Consider the following 19149-nt stretch of genomic DNA (forward strand, 5'->3'; position numbering starts at 1 on the left):
AGACAAGGACTTCCATCATGCCCGACCAAAGAATTGTTCGACTCGTCAGTACTGAGGGTAAGAACCGCACCCTCGAGCTGGAAGACGGGAGCGTTGTGGTGCGCTCGGAAGGATCGGTTTCGTGGCGCAACAACAACCCAGGCAATTTGAAGTTCGAATTCGCAGGCAGTGCCGACAGGACCGTTACCAACACCAGAACCCGCGAAGATGCACTGGCGTCAGCCCAGCACCGCTTCCAGGGCGTCGTCGACCTGGATCAATGGGGTAACGCGGTCTTTGAGAGCTACGAAGCCGGCCGTGCGGCCAAGATCCAGCTTCTCGAACGCAGCCATGCCAACCATACGGTCGAACAGCTGCTGCCCAGCTATTCGCGTGCCGACTACAGCGGCCAGACCAACCACTCGGCTCAGGCGGCCGCCATTTTCGCCGAAGGGGATCGGCAAGGAGTGGATCTGCGCAGCAAGACCGTGGGCCAGATGAGCCAAGCCGAGCGCGCCGCGCTGGCAGACGGAATTCGGCGTTTTGAGGGCTGGCAAGCAGGCGAGACACAGACGATAAGGGCTCCCACATCGGCACAGGCGACGCCGGCGGCCGGACAGCAAGCCACGTCACTCGACCATCCTGGCAGCGCGGCAATCTATAGCGAGGCGCGCCGGCACTTCTTCGACGAGGGCCGCCACTACGAATATGGGCGTCCGGATGCTCCACGCCCCGGACGCGACGCCAGCCGACTGGAGCGGGATCTCGACGGCGACGGTCGCCTCGGCGTGGACTGCTCGGCCTTCGTCTGGCGCGGCCTGAAGAACGCCGGCTACGACGTGCCTGGCAATAGCGCGGATGGGTTCACCACATCGACGCTCTTCAACGGCTCTCGCACTACCGCTTACGCCCGCGAACATTTCGACGTGACGTCCGCGTCCGATGCTCGCCGTCCCGGAGGAAACCTGCAGCAGGGCGACATCCTCATGTTCTCGGGAGCCGGCGGGCAGCATGTCGGAATCTTCAAGGGATACGACGCCCAGGGGCGAATCCAGTTCATCGGTTCGCAAAGCTCGAGTGGCCCGGACGAAGTGACGATCAAGCCGGGCGGCTATTGGGACGGCGGCACCATGAATATTGTCGGGGCGCTGCGCGCGAAACCGGAATTCCAGGTGCGTGCGCCACAACATGGTGGAGATGCTCTACCAACCCGCACAGAGCCCACCGCACAGCCCACCAACCTCCTGCTTCACGGCGACCGCGGCGAGGGCGTGCGCACGCTGCAACAGCAACTCAACCAGCTCGGCGTACGCGATGCGCACGGGAAGCCGCTGACCGAAGACGGCCGCTTCGGCGACAACACGCGCGATGCGGTACGCAGCTATCAGCAGACGCATGGGCTGCTGGTCGACGGCAAGGCCGGGACGCAGACGCTGGGCAGCCTGCGCGAGCAATTGCGTGCATCGCAGGAGCAGGTACAGGCGCCACAGCGCCAGACGCCGGCCGAGGCCGATCCATTGGTCAAGGCGGTACGCGAGCGCATGCCGGCCGGCACCACGCCGGAGGTCGCCGCCAACGTCGCGTTGCAGGCCAAGCAGAGCGGTATCGACAGCGCCGAGAAGCTGCACAGCATCACCGTGCAGGATGGCAAGGCCTACGTGCTCGGCACCACGCCCGGATTCCGCGCGGTGGTGGACATGCAGCAGCCGGCGCCACCGCTGGAACAGACCAATGCGCAACTGCTGGCCAGCCAGGCGGCACAGCAACAGAACGTGCAGGAAGAGCAGCGGGTCGCCATGGGCGGACGCTGACCCGCGCGCGGTGCATGCCTGCAACTGGCGCGCATGCACCGCGCAGTCGGCCCATGCGGCGTCCCGGCAAACCACCAGTCCTGGGGCATGCGCGGCGTGGCGTGATGCCACGCTGCGCTCACAGGTGCTGCGCAGCGCCCGCCTCACCCGATCATTGGACGCCTTCCTGGACTATGCCGATCGCTTCGTTTCCAGCGAATGCGGCAACGCAGTATTCACGGCAGCCCGCGCGCGAGTGCGGTCGATGCTGCAGCCTCCGGCTTGCTTGCAGGAGGAATCTTGAGGTTCCGAGGCTTCCGATCGCGCGAATCCACCGCTTCGCGCGTCGCGACTGAAGTCGCTCCCACAAGACGCTCGTGCGGTTGCCGCCTGCTCCGCTGTCTCCGCATCGCCGCGCCGATGGCGCTATCCTGGCCCGACTCCTGGGAGGGACGATGGATACCACCGCCTACGCGCGCCCGATCGACCGCTATTTCGCCAGCTATTCCGACGATCACCGCAATGTCGCCAACCAGCGCATCCATGTGCTGGCGGTACCGGCGATCCTGTGGTCGGTGGTGGCGCTGCTGTGGTGCATCCCGGTCGGCGGCAGTTGGTTCCAGAGCGGGCTGTGGGCGGCACTGGGCATGTTCGCGGCGTGGATGTTCTACAACCGGCTGTCGCGGCCGCTGGGCTACGGCATGCTGGCCGCGTTCTTCTTCTGCGGTTGCCTGTGCCGGCTGCTGGAGGCGCGCCTGGGCCTGCACGGCCTGCTGTGGCTGGCCATCGGCGTGTTCGTGGCGGCCTGGATCGCGCAGTTCGTCGGGCACAAGCTGGAAGGCCACAAGCCCAGCTTCCTGACCGACCTGGTGTACCTGCTGATCGGGCCGGCCTGGGTGCTGGCCAAGCTCTATCGGCGCATGGGCTGGCGCTACTGAACCTGCCGCCGGGCCTGCTGCCCGCGCCTCAGCGCGGTTCGCCCAGCATCGCCGCATCCGGTGCGAAGGCGCGCGGCGCGTAGCCGAAATCGCGCTGCGCCGGCGCCAGATCGAACACCAGGTCCTCGTTCATGCGCTGCAGCGCGGCACGGTTCATGCCGCGCAGGCGGCCGCCGGCATGGGCGATGCGCAGGGCCAGCGCGAACAGGGCATGCGGCAGCGACAGCAGCCGCGCCGGCGGCTGCAGCGCGGCCAGCACCCGCCGCACCATCTCGCGGTAGCTGAGCACTTCGCCGCCGCCCAGCGCATAGCTGCGGCCATGCGTGGCCGGATGCGCCAGCACCGCCAGCGCCGCATCGGCCAGGTCCTGCACATGCACCGGCTGGCGCAGGCCGCGCGCGCTGCGCGGCAGCACGAACCAGCCGCTGCGCCGCGCCAGCGTGGCGATCGCGCTCAGCGTGCGGTCGCGGCCGGCGCCGTAGACGAGCGTCGGGCGCAGCACGGTCACCGCGGCGCCGCGTTCGGCCGCAGCGGCGAACAAGGCCGCCTCGGCCTCGCGCAGGCGCCGGGCGACGTCGCGTTCGGCGGCGTCCAGCGAATCGCGCTTGACCTCCAGGCTGGTGGAACCGAACGCGACCACGCGCGAAGCGCGCAACGGCGTGCGCCGGTACCAGTCGGCGAACGCATCCAGCGGGCCGCAGCTGAAGATCGCCTCGGCCTGCACCGGCGGCGCCTGCAGCTGGCTCAATTCGCCCGGATGCCAGTGCAGGCCGTCGCGCGGCGCTTGCGGCATGCGCGAGAACGCATGCACCTGCCAGCCGGCGGCCAGCAGGCCGTGCAGCAGGCGCTCGCCGATCTGGCCGCTGCCGCCGAACAGCAGCGCCACGCGCGCTCCCGCGGTGGGCGTAGGCGTCGTGGCGGCGGCAGCGGTGACAGGAGGCGCATCGGTCATCGCGCAAGCATAGCGAGCGCACGCCGCCACGCCCAATCCCGCGGCCGCCGCGCGCTCGCAAGCGCATCACCCGGCCTGCGCTATCGTGCAGCGATGACCTTGCATGCGCCGACCACCATCGCAGGCCAGCGCCGGGAAGCGCCTGTTACACTCGGGCACCTGCTCGCGAATCTCGTATTCCCTGCATGATCCCCGTTCTGGACATTCTGCTGGCCTTGCCGTTCCTGATGGCGGCGGCCGTCATCGCCCTGCGCCACCGTTCGCGCGCCACGCTGGCCTGGGTCGCCGCGGCGGCGCCGTTGGCCGGGCTGATCGTGCTCGGCACGCTGACCCCGACCGTGCTCGGCGGCGGCATCGTGCGCGCCGACCACGCCTGGCTGCCGCAGATCGGACTGCAGTTCTCGCTGCGCCTGGACGGACTGGCGTGGATGTTCGCCGGGCTGGTGCTGGCGATCGGCGCGCTGGTGGTGATGTACGCGCACTACTACCTCAGCGCGCGCGAGAACGCGGCGCGCTTCTACGGCTACCTGCTGCTGTTCATGGGCGCGATGCTGGGCATGGTGATCGCCGGCAATCTGCTGTTGCTGATGGTGTTCTGGGAACTGACCAGCATCAGCTCGTTCCTGCTGATCGGGTTCTGGTCGCATCGCAAGGATGCGCGCGACGGCGCGCGCATGGCGCTGGTGATCACCGGCGGCGGCGGCCTGGCGCTGCTCGGCGGGGTGCTGCTGCTGGGGCGCATCGTCGGCAGCTACCAGCTCGATGCGGTGCTCGCCGCCGGCGATGCGATCCGCGCCAGCGCGCTGTATCCGTGGGCGCTGGGGCTGATCCTGCTCGGCATCTTCACCAAGAGCGCGCAGTTCCCGTTCCATTTCTGGCTGCCGCATGCGATGGCCGCGCCGACGCCGGTATCGGCGTATCTGCACTCGGCAACGATGGTCAAGGCCGGCGTGTTCCTGCTGGCGCGGCTGCATCCGGCGCTGGCCGGCAGCGACCTGTTCTTCTACACGGTCAGCGGCATCGGCGCGATCACCCTGCTGGCCGGCGCCTGGCTGGCGATCTTCCAGCACGACCTGAAAGGCCTGCTGGCGTATTCGACGATCTCGCACCTGGGCCTGATCACCATGCTGTTCGGGCTGTCCACGCCGATGGCGGTGGTGGCCGGGGTGTTCCACATCCTCAACCACGCGGTGTTCAAGGCCTCGCTGTTCATGGCCGCCGGCATCATCGACCACGAGACGCATACCCGCGACATGCGCCGGCTCGGCAACCTGCGCCGCTGGATGCCGTTCACCAGCGCGCTGGCGATCATCGCCTCGCTGTCGATGGCCGGCATCCCGCTGCTCAACGGCTTCCTGTCGAAAGAGATGTTCTTCGCGCAGGCGCTGGACGCCGGCGGCCCAGCGGCGATGCGCGTGTTCACCGCCACCGCGGCGCTGCTGGCCGGCGTGTTCGGCGTCGCCTACAGCCTGCGCTTCGTCTACGAGACCTTTTTCGGCAACGGCCCGCGGCAACTGCAGGCGATGCCGCACGAGCCGCCGCGCTGGATGAGAATCCCGGTGGACATCCTGGTGCTGCTGTGCGTGGCGGTCGGCGTGATACCGGCGCTGACCGTGGCGCCGGTGCTGCGCACCGCCGCGCGCTCGATCCTCGGCGATGCGCTGCCCGCCTACAGCCTGGCGGTGTGGCACGGCTGGAACGCGCCGCTGGCGATGAGCCTCGCCGGCTTGGTCGGCGGCGTGGCGCTGTATTTCGGCCTGCGCCGGCTAACCGCGCTGTATACCGAAGTGCGCCGCTCACTGGGCAAGCGCGTGTTCCACTGGCAGGTGGACGCGCTGTTCGGCATCGCCGCGCGCTTCACCCGCCTGCTGACCAACGGCAGCCTGCAGCGCAGCCTGCGCTGGCTGCTGCTGAGCGCGGTGGTGGTCGCGGCGGCGCCGTTCGTCGCCGCGCCGCCGCTGTGGAGCCAGTGGCCGGCGCCGCAGCCGATGCCGCTGCTGGGCTGGGCGCTGTGGCTGCTGATCGTCAGCTGCGCGTTGGCCACGCTGTTTTTGTACCGGCAGCGCCTGCTGGCGGTGCTGGTGATCGGCGGCAGCGGCCTGGGCGTGAGCCTGGTATTCGTGTTCCTGTCGGCGCCGGACCTGGCGCTGACCCAGTTGCTGGTGGAGATGGTCACCCTGGTGCTGATGCTGCTGGCGATGAACTACCTGCCCAAGGCCTCGCCGGTGGAGCCGCAGCGCTGGCGCAAGCTGCGCGATGCGGCGCTGGCGATCGCCGCCGGCACCGGCATGGCCTTGCTGGCGTATTCGGTGATGACCCGGCCGGCGGCGACGATGGCCGGCGAACTGCTGCAGCGCGCGCTGCCGCAGGCCTATGGGCGCAACGTGGTCAACGTGATCCTGGTCGATTTCCGCGGCTTCGATACCTTCGGCGAGATCACCGTGTTCGGCATCGCCGCGCTGGTGGTGCACGCGCTGCTGCGGCGCGCGCGGATGGCCCCGGAAAAAGTGATGCCGGGGCCGCCGATCAAGCTGCCGGTGCCGGCCGACCTGGCGCAGCTGATGTTCCCGCTGACCCTCACCGTGTCGATCTTCCTGTTCCTGCGCGGGCACAACGCGCCCGGCGGCGGCTTCATCGCCGGGCTGGTGCTGGCGGTGCCGCTGCTGATCCAGTACGTGATCCAGGGCGCGTCCTCGGTGGAATCGCGCTTCGGCTTCGACTACATCCGCTGCATCGGCCTGGGCCTGTTGCTGGCCGCGCTCAGCGGCATGGCCTCGATGCTGTTCGGGGTGCCGTTCCTGACCAGCGGCCACTACGACCTCTACGTCCCGCTCATCGGCGACATCCCGCTGGCCAGCGCACTGGGCTTCGATACCGGCGTGTACCTGGTCGTGTTCGGCGGCACCATGCTGACCCTGTCGATGATGGGCACGATCAAGCCCTCGCGCACGCGCGAGTCGCAGCGCGGCGAGATCGATCCGGCACAACGTTCGGCCCGCACCGGGGAGATGCGCTGATGGAATTGGCATTGGCGAGCGCGATCGGCGTGCTGACCGCGGTCGGCGTGTACCTGCTGCTGCGTGCGCGCAGCTTCGATGTGATTCTGGGCATGACCGTGCTGTCCTATGCCACCAACCTGCTGATCTTCGCCGGCGGGCGGCTGGTGCAGGGCAAGGCGCCGGTGCTGCGCGACGGCGTCGCGCCGACCCTGGCCGACTACACCGACCCGCTGCCGCAGGCGCTGGTGCTGACCGCGATCGTGATCGCCTTCGCGATGACCGCGGTCAGCATTGTGCTGGCGATGCGCAGCCGCGGCGACAACCGCAGCGACCACGTCGATGCGCGCGTCGATCACGACGGCGACAGCGCGCTATGAACCATCTGGTGATCCTGCCGATCCTGATCCCGCTGCTCGGCGCGGCCCTGTCGCTGTTCGTGGAGCACCGCCGCTACGGGCGCCACGTGCGCCGCGCGGTGGCCTGGACCGCGATGGCGGCGCTGGCGGCGGCGGTGATCGTGCTGTTCGTGCGCGCCGGCGATGGCCAGGTGCAGGTCTACCTGCTCGGCGACTGGCCGTCGCGGCTGGGCATCGCGCTGATGGCCGACCGCCTGTCGGCATGGATGCTGTTGACCACCACCCTGCTCGCCGCGGCCTGTCTGCTGCACGCCTGCGCCGGCTGGGACCGGCGCGCGCCGCACTTCCATGCGCTGTTCCAGTTCCAGCTGGTCGGGCTCAACGGCGCGTTCCTGACCGGCGACTTGTTCAACCTGTTCGTGTTCTTCGAGGTGATGCTGATTGCCTCCTACGGCCTGCTGCTCAGCGGCGGGCGCGGCCTGCGCCTGCGCGTGGGCTTCCACTACGTGGTGTTCAACGTCACCTCCTCCACGTTGTTCCTGATCGCCCTGGGCCTGCTGTACGCGCTGCTCGGCTCGTTGAACATGGCCGAGCTGTCGCAGCGCATCGCGCAGGCGCCGCCGGAGAACCTGCGCCTGATCAAGGCCAGCTTCGGCCTGTTGCTGCTGGTGTTCTGCGCCAAGGCCGCGCTGCTGCCGCTGTACCTGTGGCTGCCGGAAACCTATGCGCGCGCGCCGGCGCCGGTGGCGGCACTGTTCGTGATCATGACCAAGGTCGGGCTGTACGCGGTGCTGCGGGTGAGCACGCTGATCCTGGGCAACCAGGCGCAGGCCTTGGACGGCTACGGCCGCGATTGGCTGCTGTGGCTGGGTATCGGCACGCTGCTGCTGGCCGCGCTCGGGGTGCTGGCCGCGGTGCGCCTGCGGGTGCTGGTCGGCTACCTGGTGATCGTGTCGGCGGCGACGCTGTTCATCGCCTTCGCGCTGGACGCGCCGGGCACGCTCGGCGCCGGCCTGTACTACCTGGCGCACAGCAGCTTCGTCGCCGCGGCGCTGTTCCTGATTGCAGACCTGATCCGGCGCCGCCGCGGCGATGCCAGCGACCGCAAGGAAGTGATCGCGCCGCTGCCGGGCAAGACCGTGCCCGGCGCGCTGTTCCTGATCGCCGCGGTCTCGGTGGCCGGGTTGCCGCCGCTGTCCGGGTTCCTGGCCAAGGTCGCGATCCTCAGTGCCACGCCCGCGGCGAACGCCGGGCCGGTGTGGGCCGCGGTACTGATCAGCAGCCTGATGGTGATCATGGGCCTGACCCGCGCCGGCGTGCGCCTGTTCTGGCGCGTGCCGGGCGACCAGCGCATCGACGATGACAGCCTAGAACAGCTGCCGCTGCCGCAGCCGCGCAAGGCGCGCGCACGGCCGCTGGAAACCGCGGCGACGCTGCTGCTGCTCGGCTACGGCGTGGCGATGACCATCGCCGCCGGGCCGATGCTGCGCTATACCGAGGCGGCCGCCGCGCAGTTGCTGCGTCCGGCCGATTACGCCACCGAGCTGCGCGCGACCGCGCCAGCGCTGCGGGAGCCCTGACATGCGCCGTCCCTGGTTGCGCCGCCTGTTTCCGTCCTGGCCGCTGAGCGTCACCGTCACCGTGTTCTGGCTGTTGATGAGCGACAGCTTCGGCCTGGGCCAGCTGCTGTTGGGCGCGGTGCTGGGCGTGGCGGTGCCGCTGTTCGCCGCGCGCCTGGACCGCGAGTTCGCGCGCATCGGCTCGCTGCGCTCGGTGCCGAAGATGCTGTGCGTGGTCGCCTGGGACATCGTGCGCTCGAACGTGGTGGTGGCGCTGCAGGTGCTGGGCCCGGAATCGCGGATCCACCCCGGCTTCATCTGGGTGCCGCTGGACATCGCCAATATCCACGGCATCGCCGCGCTGACCAGCATGATCACGCTGACCCCGGGCACGGTGTCGGCGGCGCTGTCGGACGACCGCAAATACCTGTTGGTGCACGTGCTGCACCTGGACGATGCCGAGACCGTGATCCGGCAGATCAAGACGCGCTACGAAGCGCCCCTGATGGAGATCTTCCCATGACCGGCCACATGTTCATCGAGGGCACCATCGCCGTATGCATGCACGTGGTGGCGCTGGCGATGCTGCTGGCGCTGTGGCGGCTGCTGCGCGGGCCGACCGTGCCCGACCGCATCCTGGCGCTGGATACGCTGTCGGTGACCGCGATCGCCGAGCTGATGCTGTTCGGCATGTACCTGGATTCGCCGGTGTACTTCGAAGCGGCACTGGTCATCGCCATGCTCGGCTTCGGCAGCACCGTGGTGCTGAGCAAGTACGTGCTGCGCCGGGACATCGTCGAATGATCGGGCTGCTGCAAGTGGGGCTGTCGCTGCTGCTGATCGTCGGCTGCTTCTTCATCCTGCTCGGCGCGCTGGGGCTGGTGAAGCTGTCGGACTTCTTCAAGCGCCTGCACGCGCCGACCAAGGCCAGCACGCTGGGCGTGGGCTGCGTGCTGCTGGCCTCGGTCGGCTACCACCTGTTCCTGGGCCAGGACCCGCAGCCGCGCGAACTGCTGATCACCGCGTTCCTGTTCATCACCGCGCCGATCAGCGCGCACATGATGGCCAAGGCGGCGCTGTCGCTGATGATGGAGCAGCGGCCGCAGGTGCCCGACAGCCGAGATCATGCCGACCAGGAAGGGCTGCCGCCGCCGGCGCAGCAGGACGACGAGGGCGCAGTCCCGTAGGAGCGGCTTCAGCCGCGACCGGGCCTTGCCGGTAACGCCCGGTCGCGGCTGAAGCCGCTCCTACAGGTGGCAGCGTCTGCATGGCGGGCTCCAGCCTCACCCCACCAGCGCCACTTCCAACCCGATCCAGGCCAGAAACGCGACCAGCAGCACCGCGCCTTCGCCGCGGCTGATGCGCATGTCGCCGCGCAACATCGGATACAGCACCACGCTCAGCGCCACCGCCGCCGGCAGCTCCAGGCGCACGAACGAGGCCGGCAACGGCAGCGGGCGCAACGCCGCCATGCCGCCGATCACCACCAGCAGGTTGAACAGGCTGGAGCCGAGCACATGCCCGACCACCATGTCGCCCTGCCCGCGGCGCGCGGCGGCGATCGCCGCGGCGGCTTCCGGCAGCGCGGTGCCGATCGCCACCGGCAACAGGCCCACCAGCAGCGGCGACAGGCCCCAGGCGGCGCCGAGCCGCGGCGCCGCATCGACCACGAGCTTGGCGCCGAAATACAGCAGCACGATCGCGATCAGCAGGCGCAGCAGGTTCAGGCCGAGCGCGGTGCGGGTCACCGCATAGCCGGACAGGCCGAGCTGGCGCGCCGCATCCTCGCCGCGGGCGCGGCGCAGCAGGAACACCACCACGCCGACGAAGCCCAGCAACAGCAGCACGCCTTCCAGGCGCGAGATCGCCCCGTCCAGGCCGAACCCGATCAGCGCCAGCGTCGCCACCGCCAGCACCAGCAGCAACGGCGCCAGCATCCGCGTGCGCACCAGCAGCGGTGCCGCCAGCGCGGCCAAGGCCAGGGTCAGGCCGAGGTTGGCGATGTTGCTGCCGACCGCATTGCCCAGCGCCAGGTCCTGCGCGCCGACAATGTAGGCGCGCGCATTGACCGCCAGTTCCGGCAGCGAGGTCCCGAACGCCACCAGCAGCAGGCCGGCGACGAACGGTGAGGCACCGAAGCGTTGCGCCAGCCCCGACGCCGCCTTGACGATCGAATCGCCGCCCAAGGCCAGCAGCAGCAGTCCCACCAGCACCAAGCCGATCGCGCTCGCCATTGCCCATCCCCTCGCCATTACGATGCGCGATTCTATGCGCAGCGCGGATGATGCGGCTGTCATCGTGGCGACCGGGCGGGAAACGGCTGGCTGGCCAGGCGGGTTTCGTCAGCGGAACCGGGTGCCGGCGGCGTGGATCGCGACCGCCACCACTGCACCCGCAAAAGCCTGCGGATCGGCGAGCCGGTGAAGATCGCGGCCGAGTTCCTGAAGGAAACAAAAAGGACGACGAGGCCCTTTTACCAACGAATTCGCCTTACTTGTCTCACACCCGAATACCGTTGGAGCAGTCCACAAATCGCAAGCCTCCAAGCCTGGACGCCTCGCATTGCTGCTTTAGCTGCTGGGAAACGAAAATGCGCTGCGAGCTTTCCTTGGCCCGGACGAGGTGGTGACCAGCCAAAGCCGCAGGCGGCAGGCTCTGAAGCGTTGAGAATCTCAGTGGCCCATCAGGCATAAAGCCGAACATGGGGGCATGTTGGGAGCGTTCGAGGTCGATGCAAGGCAACGTCTGGATCACATTGAAGACGTAGAAGCCCTCCAGCCTTTCCTCTTTGAGGTAGACGTCGGCTGGAAACAATTGGACGTCATCAGGATATTGGCGCAACACCTCAGCCATTGCCTGGCTGACGAATTCGAGCGTGTCGCTTTGGAGGAGATCGAACGCCAGCAAGCGGGACCTGCTTACTTTCTTGTTGTTTCTGAAGGTCGGAGTGGCGGCAATGGTCGATTGCGTTTCGCCACTGATGAACAGCAGGTGGTCGGGCGAGAGCTTCTGGTCGTATTTGAACCAGAAAATTTCCGAGTAGCTCTCGCTGATGTCCAATAGATACATGGCATTCCCTGCAGCGACCTGCACGAGTTGATCTTTATGCAGCGGGCATGCCCAGTACGTAACTGCCCTGCGCGCTGACAATCGGCTTGACGCCTGCGCTAGCCGCAGCCTTCCACGTAGTCCACCTGCGGCGGCAGGCCGACGCGCCAAGAGGTGGCCTTGCCCGCGGCGTCGGCCTCGAACACCAGCACGCCAGGGTGGTCTGCACCGCTGCGGATACGCAGCACCTTGCCGCCTTCGATGTACTTGTGCGGCTGCTCTTCCACGCGTCCGGCGTACAGCGTGCGCAATTGCGCCAGGTCCATGCCGACCTTGCCGCCGCCCGGCGCGGTTTCCTTGGCGGCGCGCACGTCGTAGCGCACCAGCTTGTCGGCCTCGAACATCAGGCCGAAGTCGTTGCTGCCCTTGACCCAGCGCGGCCTGAGGACGTAGCAGCCGCCCGCTTCGCCGGGCTGCCCATCGAGTTCACCGCCCCAGGCTGCGCGCGCCTGCGCCGCGCTCATGCCCAGGCGCAGGTCGCCATAGCCGTCGTCGCGCGCCAGCTGCCGCTCCGCCGGGGCCATCTCCGGCGGCATCGCCGCCGCGGGGGCCTGCGCCGGGGGCACGTCGGTGTCGGGCTGGTCCAGCGCCGGCGGCGGCAAGCCGCCGTCGTCCGCCGTGCCGGCCGCAGGGGTCGAAGTCGGTTGCGGCGGCGGCGGCGCCTTGTCGCAGGCGCTCAGCGCGAACAGCAGCAATGCAGCGGCGGGCAGGGTCGGCTTCATCGCAGTTCCTCGCAAGAGCAGCGCATAGGCTAGCGCGCGCGCCGTGCGTATGCACTGACTGGCGTTGCGGAATCGCGATGCAGGCCCGTCATCTCATCGCCATCGCTCGCAGTGGCAGTGGCTGCGTCAGAGCCCCATCGCGTCGCGCCGTACGAACTCGCCTCCAACAGGCGACGCGCACCGCCTGTCATCAGTGTTTCACCGCCGACCGCCAAGCTTCTTCCCTTCCGGCACCACTGCCATGCACCCGCGCAAGACCGCCCTCGCCCTCGCGGCACTGCAATCCTATGCCGCGCCGCTGGACATGCGCCAGCGCCGTGTCCTGATCCTGGCCGACGGCCAACGCAGCGTCGAGGAACTGGCCGCGCTGGGCGGCAGCAATGCCGCGGCGATCGTGCAGGCGCTGTTGCAGCAGGGCTATCTGGACGACGGCCGCGTCGCCGCCCCGCCGCCGGCTGCAGCACCGCCAGCGCCAGCCGTCGCGGCGCCGGTGGATCCGCGCCGCGCGCTGCTCAACGCGCGCATGTACCTGCTGGATCTGCTGCAACTGCAGCGCCACCCCGCCTCGCGTCCGCTGCAGCAGCGGTTGCGCGAGGCGCGCGAGGATGTCGCCACGCTGCAGGCGATCGCCGACGCGCTGCGCGCGATGCCGGAGATGACCTCCGAGCGCTATGCGCAGCGCATCCGCGAGCGCCTGCTGGAAGTGCTGCCGACGCCGCTGCACGCCTCGCTGGAAGCGGCCTGAGCCCATTGCCGTAGGTGCCGCGCCTGGGCGGCGCGGGCTGGATGCCGCGCGCCGCGGCGCTCAGGGCGCGCGGAAGTTGCGCCGCAGCCCCTGCCAGCACTGCTGGTAATCGCGCTGGCGATGCGCGGCGGCCAGCGCCTGCGCGGTCGGGCGCAGCACCGCGCGCGTCTCGAACATGAAGGCCATGGTGTCGGCGATCACGTCCGGCCGCGACAGGTCCGCCTGCGAGGCCTTGTCGAAGGTCGCCGCGTCCGGACCATGCCCGCTCATGCAGTTATGCAGCGAGGCGCCGCCGGGCGCGAAGCCTTCGGCCTTGGCGTCGTAGACGCCGTGCACCAGGCCCATGAATTCGCTGGCCACGTTGCGGTGGAACCACGGCGGCCGGAACGTGTGCTGCGCCACCAGCCAACGCGGCGGGAAGATCGCGAAGTCCAGGTTGGCGGTGCCCGGCGTGTCGCTGGGCGCAGTGAGCACGGTGAAGATGCTCGGGTCGGGATGATCGAAGCTGATCGAGCCGATCGTGTTGAAGCGGCGCAGATCGTACTTGTACGGCGCGTAGTTGCCGTGCCAGGCGACCACGTCCAGCGGCGAATGCGCGATCGGCGCCTGCCACAGGTGGCCCTGGAACTTGGCGATCAGCGCGAAGTCGCCTTCGTCCTCCTCGTAGGCGGCCACCGGGGTCAGGAAATCACGCGGATTGGCCAGGCCGTTGGCGCCGATCGGGCCCAGGTCGGGCAGCCGCAGCAGCGCGCCGAAGTTCTCGCACACGTAGCCGCGCGCTTCCGCGTCGAGCAGCGCGACGCGGAAGCGCACACCGCGCGGGATCACCGCGATCTCCTGCGGTTCCAGCTCCAGCGTTCCCAGTTCGGTGCACAGCTGCAGCCGACCCAGCTGCGGCACGATCAGCAGTTCGGCGTCGGCGTTGTAGAAGAAGCGACCCTGCATCGACGCGTTGGCCGCGTACAGATGCACCGCTACGCCGTGCTGCGCCTCGGCCGAGCCGTTGCCGGCCATGGTGTACAGGCCATCGACGAAATCCACCGGGGTCTGCGGCAGCGGCAGCGGCAGCGGCAGCGGACTCCAGCGCAGTTGGTCGGGCGATACTGGCCCGGCATTGAAGTCGTTGTGGAAGTCGCCGGCCTGGGCGTACGCGGCGAACGTGCCATGCACTGCCGCCGGACGGATCCGGTACAGCCAGCTGCGCCGGTTGACGCCGCGCGGCGCGGTGAACGCGGTGCCGGACAGCTGCTCGGCGTACAGGCCATGGGCCACGCGCTGCGGCGAATTCTGCCCGACCGGCAGCGCGCCCGGCACGGCTTCGGTGGCGAATTCGTTGCCGAAGCCGGACATGTAGCGATCATTGTCATGCATGCACTTAGGCCTTCGAAATCAAGCGCCTCTCCCATCGGGAGAGGGGTTGGGGTGAGGGTACGGCGCCGCCGTAACGTGGCAAATTGCCTGGATCACAGCATCCGTCGACAGCAGCACATCGTTGTTCCAGAAGCGGACGACTCGCCATTCTTGCGACTCAAGCCAACGTGTTCTTGTGGCATCGCCAGGCGCGCTATGTTGCGAGCCATCAAGCTCGACGATCAACTTCGACGCCACAGCAAAAATCAGCGACATAGGGAGGAATGGGATATTGGCGCCGGAACTTGAAGCCTTGCAACTGGCCGCCTCTCAGGCAACTCCACAGTTTGTGTTCGGCGTCGGTCATGGTCCGTCGCAGCAGGCGTGCGTTTTCCAGTGTTGAGGTGGGTAGCGGCGGTTTGACTCTCATTGAGCCACCGTACCCTCACCCCAACCCCTCTCCCGATGGGAGAGGGGCTTATGCGCTTATCGGCATTTTCCGCGACTTAGCGTCAGAGCACGCCGCGCTTCATCTGGTCGCGCTCGATGCTCTCGAACAGCGCCTGGAAGTTGCCTTCGCCGAAGCCTTCGTTGCCCTTGCGCTGGATGATCTCGAAGAAGATCGGGCCGATGCAGTTCTGGGTGAAGATCTGCAGCAGCTTGCGCTGCTTGGTCTCCGGGTCGGCGTCGATCAGGATCTTGTTCCTGGCCAGCCGCGCCACGTCTTCGCCGTGGTCGGGAATGCGCTGGTCGATCACTTCGAAGTACGCGTCCGGGGTGTCCAGAAACTCCACGCCGGCCGCGCGCATCCGCTCCACGGTCTCATAGATGTCGTCGGTGAAGCAGGCGATGTGCTGGATGCCTTCGCCGTGGTAGGCGTCCAGGTATTCGTTGATCTGGCTCTTCGGGTCGGAGGACTCGTTGAGCGGGATCCGCACCACGCCGTCCGGCGCGGTCATCGCCTTGGAGGTCAGCCCGGTCTTGGCGCCCTTGATGTCGAAGTAGCGGATCTCGCGGAAGTTGAACAGGCGCTCGTAGTAGTCCGACCAGCGCTGCATGTTGCCGAAGTACAGGTTGTGGGTCAGGTGGTCGATGAAGGTCAGACCGAAGCCGGCCGGATGCGGCTCGGCGCCCGGCACCGGCTCGAACTCGGCGTACACCGAGCCCTTCTCGCCATAGCGGTCGACCAGGTACAGCATGCAGTCGCCGATGCCCTTGACCACCGGCGCCGGCACCGCGCGGGTGTCGGCTTTGTCGGCGATGGCTTCGCCGCCGTTCTCCAGCACCTTGGCGAACACTTCGTCGGCCGGATGCCGGAAGCGGATCGCGAAGCCGCAGGCGCAGGGACCATGCGCGGCGGCGAAGTCGGCGGCGAACGAATCCGGGTCCTCGTTGACCAGGAAGTTGACCCCGCCCTGCCGGTACACGGTGATCGCGCGGCTGCGATGGCGCAGCACCGCGCTGAAGCCCATGCTGCGGAAGTAGGCGTGCAACCGTTCGCCCTGCCCGGCCGGCGCGGCGAACTCGACGAATTCGAAGCCGTCGATGCCCATCGGGTTCTCGAAGGTGGTGACCTGCATGCCCAGGTTGGCCGGCTGGGACGGATACTGCGGTTGTGCACTCATGGCTCGTCTCCTGGAGGACGCGGGCAGCGGCCGACCGAAATTTCGGATGCGGACGGACGCCAGACTCGCGAGAATGGACAGTAGTCTCCTCCGTTATAGTTACAAATGAAACCACCAGCAAGGTGCAATGCAACATGACGTCGATCGCCCCTCACGCCCCGCCCGCTCCCGAGCAGCCTTCGCTCGACCTGGAGCAGTTCCTGCCTTACCGCATCAGCGTGCTGTCCAACCGGATCAGCAGCAACATCGCCCGCGTCTACGGCGAGCGCTACGGCATGGCGGTGACCGAATGGCGGGTGATGGCGGTGCTGGCGCTGTACCCGGGGCTGTCGGCCGGCGAGGTGTCCGAGCGCACCGCGATGGACAAGGTGGCGGTGAGCCGCGCGGTGGCACGCTTGCTGGAACGCGGCTTCATCCAGCGCGAGACCCATGGCGACGATCGCCGCCGCTCGGTGCTGCACCTGTCCGAGGCGGGGGTGGAGGTCTACCAGGTGATCGCGCCGATGGTGCTGGAATGCGAGCGCCGCCTGCTGGCGCCGTTCAGCGAGGAAGAGCAGCGCGTGCTGAACCGGCTGATCGATCGCCTGGCGGCCGAGGGGCTGCCGAGCATGACCGGCAAGTGAGGCGCAGCGCCCGCTCGCAGCGGGCGTGGCGGCGATGCGGCGCTGCCGGAACTAACCATGCGCGCCGCAAGGCATGTCCCTGTAGGAGCGGCTTCAGCCGCGACAGGCATTGTCGGTAGGTAATGCCTGTCGCGGCTGAAGCCGCTCCTACAGGATTCGAGCGACTTTCAGCAGTCTGCCGCTGCGCTCAGGTCTTCGGCGGCGCCCACTGCTTGAGGAAGTCGAAGAACTTCTTGCGGTCGTAGCCCTTGCCCTTTTCCAGCTCGCCGGTGAACTGCGAGTGCAGCAGCTTGCCGTCGGCATCGAGCACCAGCAGGTGCGGATAGGCCTCGATCTTCGGGTACTGGGCCAGGAACGCCTCGTTCTTGTTTTCGTCGCTGTAGTTGACCTTGACCCACACGTAGTTGGCGTCGCGGAAACTGCGCACCTCGGCGTCGCCCTCGATGAAGTCGTCGAGGATGTGGCACCACGAGCACCACTCGCCGCCCACGTCGAGCAGGATGCGCTTGCCGCCGCGCTTGGCTTCCACTTCGGCCGTTTCCAGGTCGTTGGCCGGATCGCGGTTCGGATCGAACTGCGCGCCCAACGCCGCCGCGGCGGCTACGTCGGCAGCGGCGGGCGTGTTGCCCGAAGCCACCGGCTGGTTCGGATCGGCCACCGGCGGCTTCTGCACCGAGGTGTCCAGCGGCTTGGCCGGCGCCTGTTCCGGTTCCGGCGCAGGCGCCTTGTTGCAGCCGCTCAGGGCCAGCATCAGCGCCGCCGCGCTGCCTATCGTCTTGATCGTCTTGTTCGACATTGCGATCTACCTCACGTCATTTGACACCGTGCATCAACTTGTTGATCAACGGTGCAATCAGGAACAACAACACACCCGAGCCGAGCAGGGCCCAGAAGCCGAAAGTGTAGCCCTTCAGCGCCGAGTCCACGGTCATGCCGGTCTCGCCGCTGACGCCCGCGGCGAAGATGCCGGACAGGTTGTTGCCGATCGCGGTGGACAGGAACCAGCCGCCCATCGCGAAGCCCACCACCTTGGTCGGCGCCAGCTTGGTGGTCATCGACAGGCCGATCGGCGACAGGCACAGCTCGCCCACGGTCTGGATCACGTAGACCATGAACAGGGTCCAGAACGGGATCTTGCCGGAGCCGTCGACCAGCGAGGACAAGGCAAACATCAGCAGCGCGAAGGCCAGACCGTTGAAGATCAGGCCCAGGCCGAACTTGCGCGGGATCGACGGGTTGGACGACTTCAGCGCCACCCACAGCCACACGAACACCGGGCCCAGCACCAGGATCGCCAGCGTGTTGACCGACTGGAACCAGCCGACCGGGAACATCCAGCCGCCCAGGTCGCGCTCGACGATGTTCTGCGCGAGGAAGTTGAACGAACTGCCGGCCTGCTCGAAGAACATGAAGAACATCACGTTGAACACGAATACGATCAGCATCGCGATCGAACGGTCGCGCGGCACGCGGCCCTCGCGGATGCCTTCGACCAGGATCATCGCGCACAGCGCCACGAACAGCGCGGTGAGGATCCAGCCGAGGATGCCGGCATCGATCAACAGCAGGCCGTAGGCCACCGGGATCACCACCAGCGTCGCCAGCAGCACCCCGATCGTGCGCCCCATGCCCTCGCCGCCGGCCGGCGGCCGTCCGACCGCGCCAAGCTGGCGGCGGCCGATCCAGAACCACACCAGGCTGATCAGCATGCCGATGCCGGAGGCGATGAACACGTACTTGTAGGCCGGCATCGCTTCGGTGCCGAACAGCTTGTCGGCCAGCAGGCCGGTCAGGATCGGCGCGAAGAAGCCGCCGGCGTTGATGCCCATGTAGAAGATGGTGAAGCCCGAATCGCGGCGCGGATCGTTGAGCGGATACAGCTTGCCGACCATGGTCGACACGTTCGGCTTGAACAGGCCGTTGCCGGCGATGATCGTGGCCAGGCCGATCTTGAACACCTCTTCGTTCGGCACCGCGATCAGGAACAGGCCCACCGACATGACCACCGCGCCGATCAGCAGCGAGCGCTGGTAGCCGATCAGCCGGTCGGCGACGAAGCCGCCGAACAGCGCCGAGGCGTAGACCAGCGCCAGATAGGCGCCGTACAGCCGGTTGGCCGGCGCCTCGCCCGCGCCGGAGCCCTGGAAGAACTCGGCCACGATGTACAGGGTCAGCGCCCAGCGAATCCCGTAGAACGCGAAGCGCTCCCAGAATTCGGTCATGAACAGCATCCACAATGGCCGTGGATGGCCCAGCAGGGTCTTGAATTCGGGCGGTTGCGCTGGCGGCTGCGGCGGTGAGGCTGGGGGGTGCGACGCGACGTCGTCAACGCTCATGCGGTGTTCCCTTGCGTATTCAGTATGGGCTGGGGCGATTCCCGGCCGGGCCGGGGAACGGGCGAGC

At 68.0% G+C, this 19149-nt stretch carries 18 protein-coding genes and 1 pseudogene; 10 read left to right on the forward strand and 9 right to left on the reverse strand.

Annotation, left to right across the window (positions count from 1 at the left end):
• Positions 1-17 precede the first annotated feature (17 nt).
• Together HEP73_RS20180 and HEP73_RS20185 are read left to right on the forward strand one after the other, a co-directional pair.
• A complete protein-coding gene (locus HEP73_RS20180) occupies positions 18-1790 on the forward strand; it encodes a peptidoglycan-binding protein (protein ID WP_185821294.1) in 1773 nt (590 codons plus the stop codon).
• 434 nt (positions 1791-2224) lie between these two features.
• On the forward strand, positions 2225-2707 hold the full coding sequence (locus HEP73_RS20185) for an Mpo1 family 2-hydroxy fatty acid dioxygenase (protein ID WP_185814261.1): 483 nt from the start codon (positions 2225-2227) through the stop codon (positions 2705-2707).
• Positions 2708-2735: 28 nt separating this feature from the next.
• Here the strand turns inward: HEP73_RS20185 and HEP73_RS20190 are convergent, their stop codons facing one another.
• Positions 2736-3659: an SDR family oxidoreductase gene (locus tag HEP73_RS20190; protein WP_185821295.1), complete on the reverse strand. Its 924-nt coding sequence runs from the start codon at positions 3657-3659 to the stop codon at positions 2736-2738.
• Positions 3660-3844: 185 nt separating this feature from the next.
• Here HEP73_RS20190 and HEP73_RS20195 point away from each other — a divergent pair, with 185 nt between their 5' ends.
• The 6 genes from HEP73_RS20195 to HEP73_RS20220 are packed head-to-tail and all read left to right on the forward strand — an operon-like array spanning position 3845 to position 9760.
• Complete coding sequence (locus HEP73_RS20195) at positions 3845-6676, forward strand: monovalent cation/H+ antiporter subunit A (protein ID WP_185821296.1); 2832 nt, start codon at positions 3845-3847, stop codon at positions 6674-6676.
• Positions 6676-7035: a Na+/H+ antiporter subunit C gene (locus HEP73_RS20200; RefSeq protein ID WP_184412852.1), complete on the forward strand. Its 360-nt coding sequence runs from the start codon at positions 6676-6678 to the stop codon at positions 7033-7035. Before HEP73_RS20195 ends, HEP73_RS20200 begins: the two co-directional genes overlap by 1 nt.
• Positions 7032-8594, forward strand: coding sequence for a monovalent cation/H+ antiporter subunit D (locus HEP73_RS20205; protein WP_185821297.1), 1563 nt, complete (start codon positions 7032-7034; stop codon positions 8592-8594). The genes HEP73_RS20200 and HEP73_RS20205 overlap by 4 nt, the downstream gene beginning before the upstream one ends.
• Before the next feature lies 1 nt (position 8595).
• The gene (locus HEP73_RS20210; protein ID WP_185814266.1) at positions 8596-9096 is read left to right on the forward strand and encodes a Na+/H+ antiporter subunit E; all 501 of its coding nucleotides are present in this window, start codon (positions 8596-8598) and stop codon (positions 9094-9096) included.
• Complete coding sequence (locus tag HEP73_RS20215; protein ID WP_145704729.1) at positions 9093-9377, forward strand: K+/H+ antiporter subunit F; 285 nt, start codon at positions 9093-9095, stop codon at positions 9375-9377. Before HEP73_RS20210 ends, HEP73_RS20215 begins: the two co-directional genes overlap by 4 nt.
• Positions 9374-9760 carry a Na+/H+ antiporter subunit G gene (locus HEP73_RS20220; protein ID WP_185821298.1) on the forward strand — a complete coding sequence of 129 codons (387 nt, stop codon included), beginning with the start codon at positions 9374-9376 and terminating at the stop codon, positions 9758-9760. The genes HEP73_RS20215 and HEP73_RS20220 overlap by 4 nt, the downstream gene beginning before the upstream one ends.
• 96 nt (positions 9761-9856) lie before the next feature.
• Here HEP73_RS20220 and HEP73_RS20225 read toward each other — a convergent pair whose 3' ends face one another.
• The 3 genes from HEP73_RS20225 to HEP73_RS20235 form a co-directional block, all read right to left on the reverse strand.
• Positions 9857-10807, reverse strand: coding sequence for a calcium/sodium antiporter (locus tag HEP73_RS20225; RefSeq protein ID WP_185821299.1), 951 nt, complete (start codon positions 10805-10807; stop codon positions 9857-9859).
• A gap of 265 nt (positions 10808-11072) precedes the next feature.
• Complete coding sequence (locus HEP73_RS20230; protein WP_185821300.1) at positions 11073-11642, reverse strand: imm11 family protein; 570 nt, start codon at positions 11640-11642, stop codon at positions 11073-11075.
• Between the two features lie 98 nt (positions 11643-11740).
• Positions 11741-12403 carry a lectin gene (locus HEP73_RS20235; RefSeq protein WP_185821301.1) on the reverse strand — a complete coding sequence of 221 codons (663 nt, stop codon included), beginning with the start codon at positions 12401-12403 and terminating at the stop codon, positions 11741-11743.
• 241 nt (positions 12404-12644) lie between these two features.
• Here HEP73_RS20235 and HEP73_RS20240 point away from each other — a divergent pair, with 241 nt between their 5' ends.
• Positions 12645-13148, forward strand: a complete 504-nt coding sequence (locus HEP73_RS20240; protein ID WP_185821302.1) for a hypothetical protein — start codon at positions 12645-12647, stop codon at positions 13146-13148.
• A 60-nt stretch (positions 13149-13208) separates the two neighbouring features.
• Here HEP73_RS20240 and hmgA read toward each other — a convergent pair whose 3' ends face one another.
• From hmgA to hppD, 3 genes and pseudogenes are all read right to left on the reverse strand, one after another.
• Positions 13209-14519 (reverse strand): homogentisate 1,2-dioxygenase, encoded by a 1311-nt coding sequence (gene hmgA / locus HEP73_RS20245; RefSeq protein WP_185821303.1) that lies wholly within the window; start codon positions 14517-14519, stop codon positions 13209-13211.
• A gap of 18 nt (positions 14520-14537) precedes the next feature.
• Positions 14538-14928 (reverse strand): annotated as a pseudogene (locus HEP73_RS22860) (endonuclease domain-containing protein).
• A gap of 82 nt (positions 14929-15010) precedes the next feature.
• Complete coding sequence (gene hppD, locus HEP73_RS20255; protein ID WP_458309634.1) at positions 15011-16123, reverse strand: 4-hydroxyphenylpyruvate dioxygenase; 1113 nt, start codon at positions 16121-16123, stop codon at positions 15011-15013.
• Positions 16124-16257: 134 nt separating this feature from the next.
• Between hppD and HEP73_RS20260 the strand changes: the two genes are divergently transcribed.
• Positions 16258-16746 (forward strand): MarR family winged helix-turn-helix transcriptional regulator, encoded by a 489-nt coding sequence (locus tag HEP73_RS20260; protein ID WP_185821304.1) that lies wholly within the window; start codon positions 16258-16260, stop codon positions 16744-16746.
• Positions 16747-16933: 187 nt separating this feature from the next.
• Here the strand turns inward: HEP73_RS20260 and HEP73_RS20265 are convergent, their stop codons facing one another.
• Positions 16934-17542 (reverse strand): thioredoxin family protein, encoded by a 609-nt coding sequence (locus HEP73_RS20265; protein WP_185821305.1) that lies wholly within the window; start codon positions 17540-17542, stop codon positions 16934-16936.
• A 16-nt stretch (positions 17543-17558) separates the two neighbouring features.
• The gene (locus HEP73_RS20270) at positions 17559-19082 is read right to left on the reverse strand and encodes a peptide MFS transporter (RefSeq protein WP_185814275.1); all 1524 of its coding nucleotides are present in this window, start codon (positions 19080-19082) and stop codon (positions 17559-17561) included.
• Positions 19083-19149: the final 67 nt, after the last annotated feature.

Source organism: Xanthomonas sp. GW (genome assembly GCF_014236815.1).
Lineage (GTDB): Bacteria > Pseudomonadota > Gammaproteobacteria > Xanthomonadales > Xanthomonadaceae > Xanthomonas_A.

Coding starts and splice junctions, on each gene's coding strand:
- HEP73_RS20225 (WP_185821299.1), bottom strand. CDS start 10,807: ATGGCGAGCGCGATCGGCTTGGTGCTGGTGGGACTGCTGCTGCTGGCC.
- hmgA (WP_185821303.1), bottom strand. CDS start 14,519: ATGCATGACAATGATCGCTACATGTCCGGCTTCGGCAACGAATTCGCC.
- HEP73_RS20230 (WP_185821300.1), bottom strand. CDS start 11,642: ATGTATCTATTGGACATCAGCGAGAGCTACTCGGAAATTTTCTGGTTC.
- HEP73_RS20220 (WP_185821298.1), top strand. CDS start 9,374: ATGATCGGGCTGCTGCAAGTGGGGCTGTCGCTGCTGCTGATCGTCGGC.
- HEP73_RS20235 (WP_185821301.1), bottom strand. CDS start 12,403: ATGAAGCCGACCCTGCCCGCCGCTGCATTGCTGCTGTTCGCGCTGAGC.
- HEP73_RS20185 (WP_185814261.1), top strand. CDS start 2,225: ATGGATACCACCGCCTACGCGCGCCCGATCGACCGCTATTTCGCCAGC.
- HEP73_RS20205 (WP_185821297.1), top strand. CDS start 7,032: ATGAACCATCTGGTGATCCTGCCGATCCTGATCCCGCTGCTCGGCGCG.
- HEP73_RS20200 (WP_184412852.1), top strand. CDS start 6,676: ATGGAATTGGCATTGGCGAGCGCGATCGGCGTGCTGACCGCGGTCGGC.
- HEP73_RS20240 (WP_185821302.1), top strand. CDS start 12,645: ATGCACCCGCGCAAGACCGCCCTCGCCCTCGCGGCACTGCAATCCTAT.
- HEP73_RS20215 (WP_145704729.1), top strand. CDS start 9,093: ATGACCGGCCACATGTTCATCGAGGGCACCATCGCCGTATGCATGCAC.
- HEP73_RS20195 (WP_185821296.1), top strand. CDS start 3,845: ATGATCCCCGTTCTGGACATTCTGCTGGCCTTGCCGTTCCTGATGGCG.
- HEP73_RS20190 (WP_185821295.1), bottom strand. CDS start 3,659: ATGACCGATGCGCCTCCTGTCACCGCTGCCGCCGCCACGACGCCTACG.
- HEP73_RS20270 (WP_185814275.1), bottom strand. CDS start 19,082: ATGAGCGTTGACGACGTCGCGTCGCACCCCCCAGCCTCACCGCCGCAG.
- HEP73_RS20210 (WP_185814266.1), top strand. CDS start 8,596: ATGCGCCGTCCCTGGTTGCGCCGCCTGTTTCCGTCCTGGCCGCTGAGC.
- hppD (WP_458309634.1), bottom strand. CDS start 16,123: ATGAGTGCACAACCGCAGTATCCGTCCCAGCCGGCCAACCTGGGCATG.
- HEP73_RS20265 (WP_185821305.1), bottom strand. CDS start 17,542: ATGTCGAACAAGACGATCAAGACGATAGGCAGCGCGGCGGCGCTGATG.
- HEP73_RS20180 (WP_185821294.1), top strand. CDS start 18: ATGCCCGACCAAAGAATTGTTCGACTCGTCAGTACTGAGGGTAAGAAC.
- HEP73_RS20260 (WP_185821304.1), top strand. CDS start 16,258: ATGACGTCGATCGCCCCTCACGCCCCGCCCGCTCCCGAGCAGCCTTCG.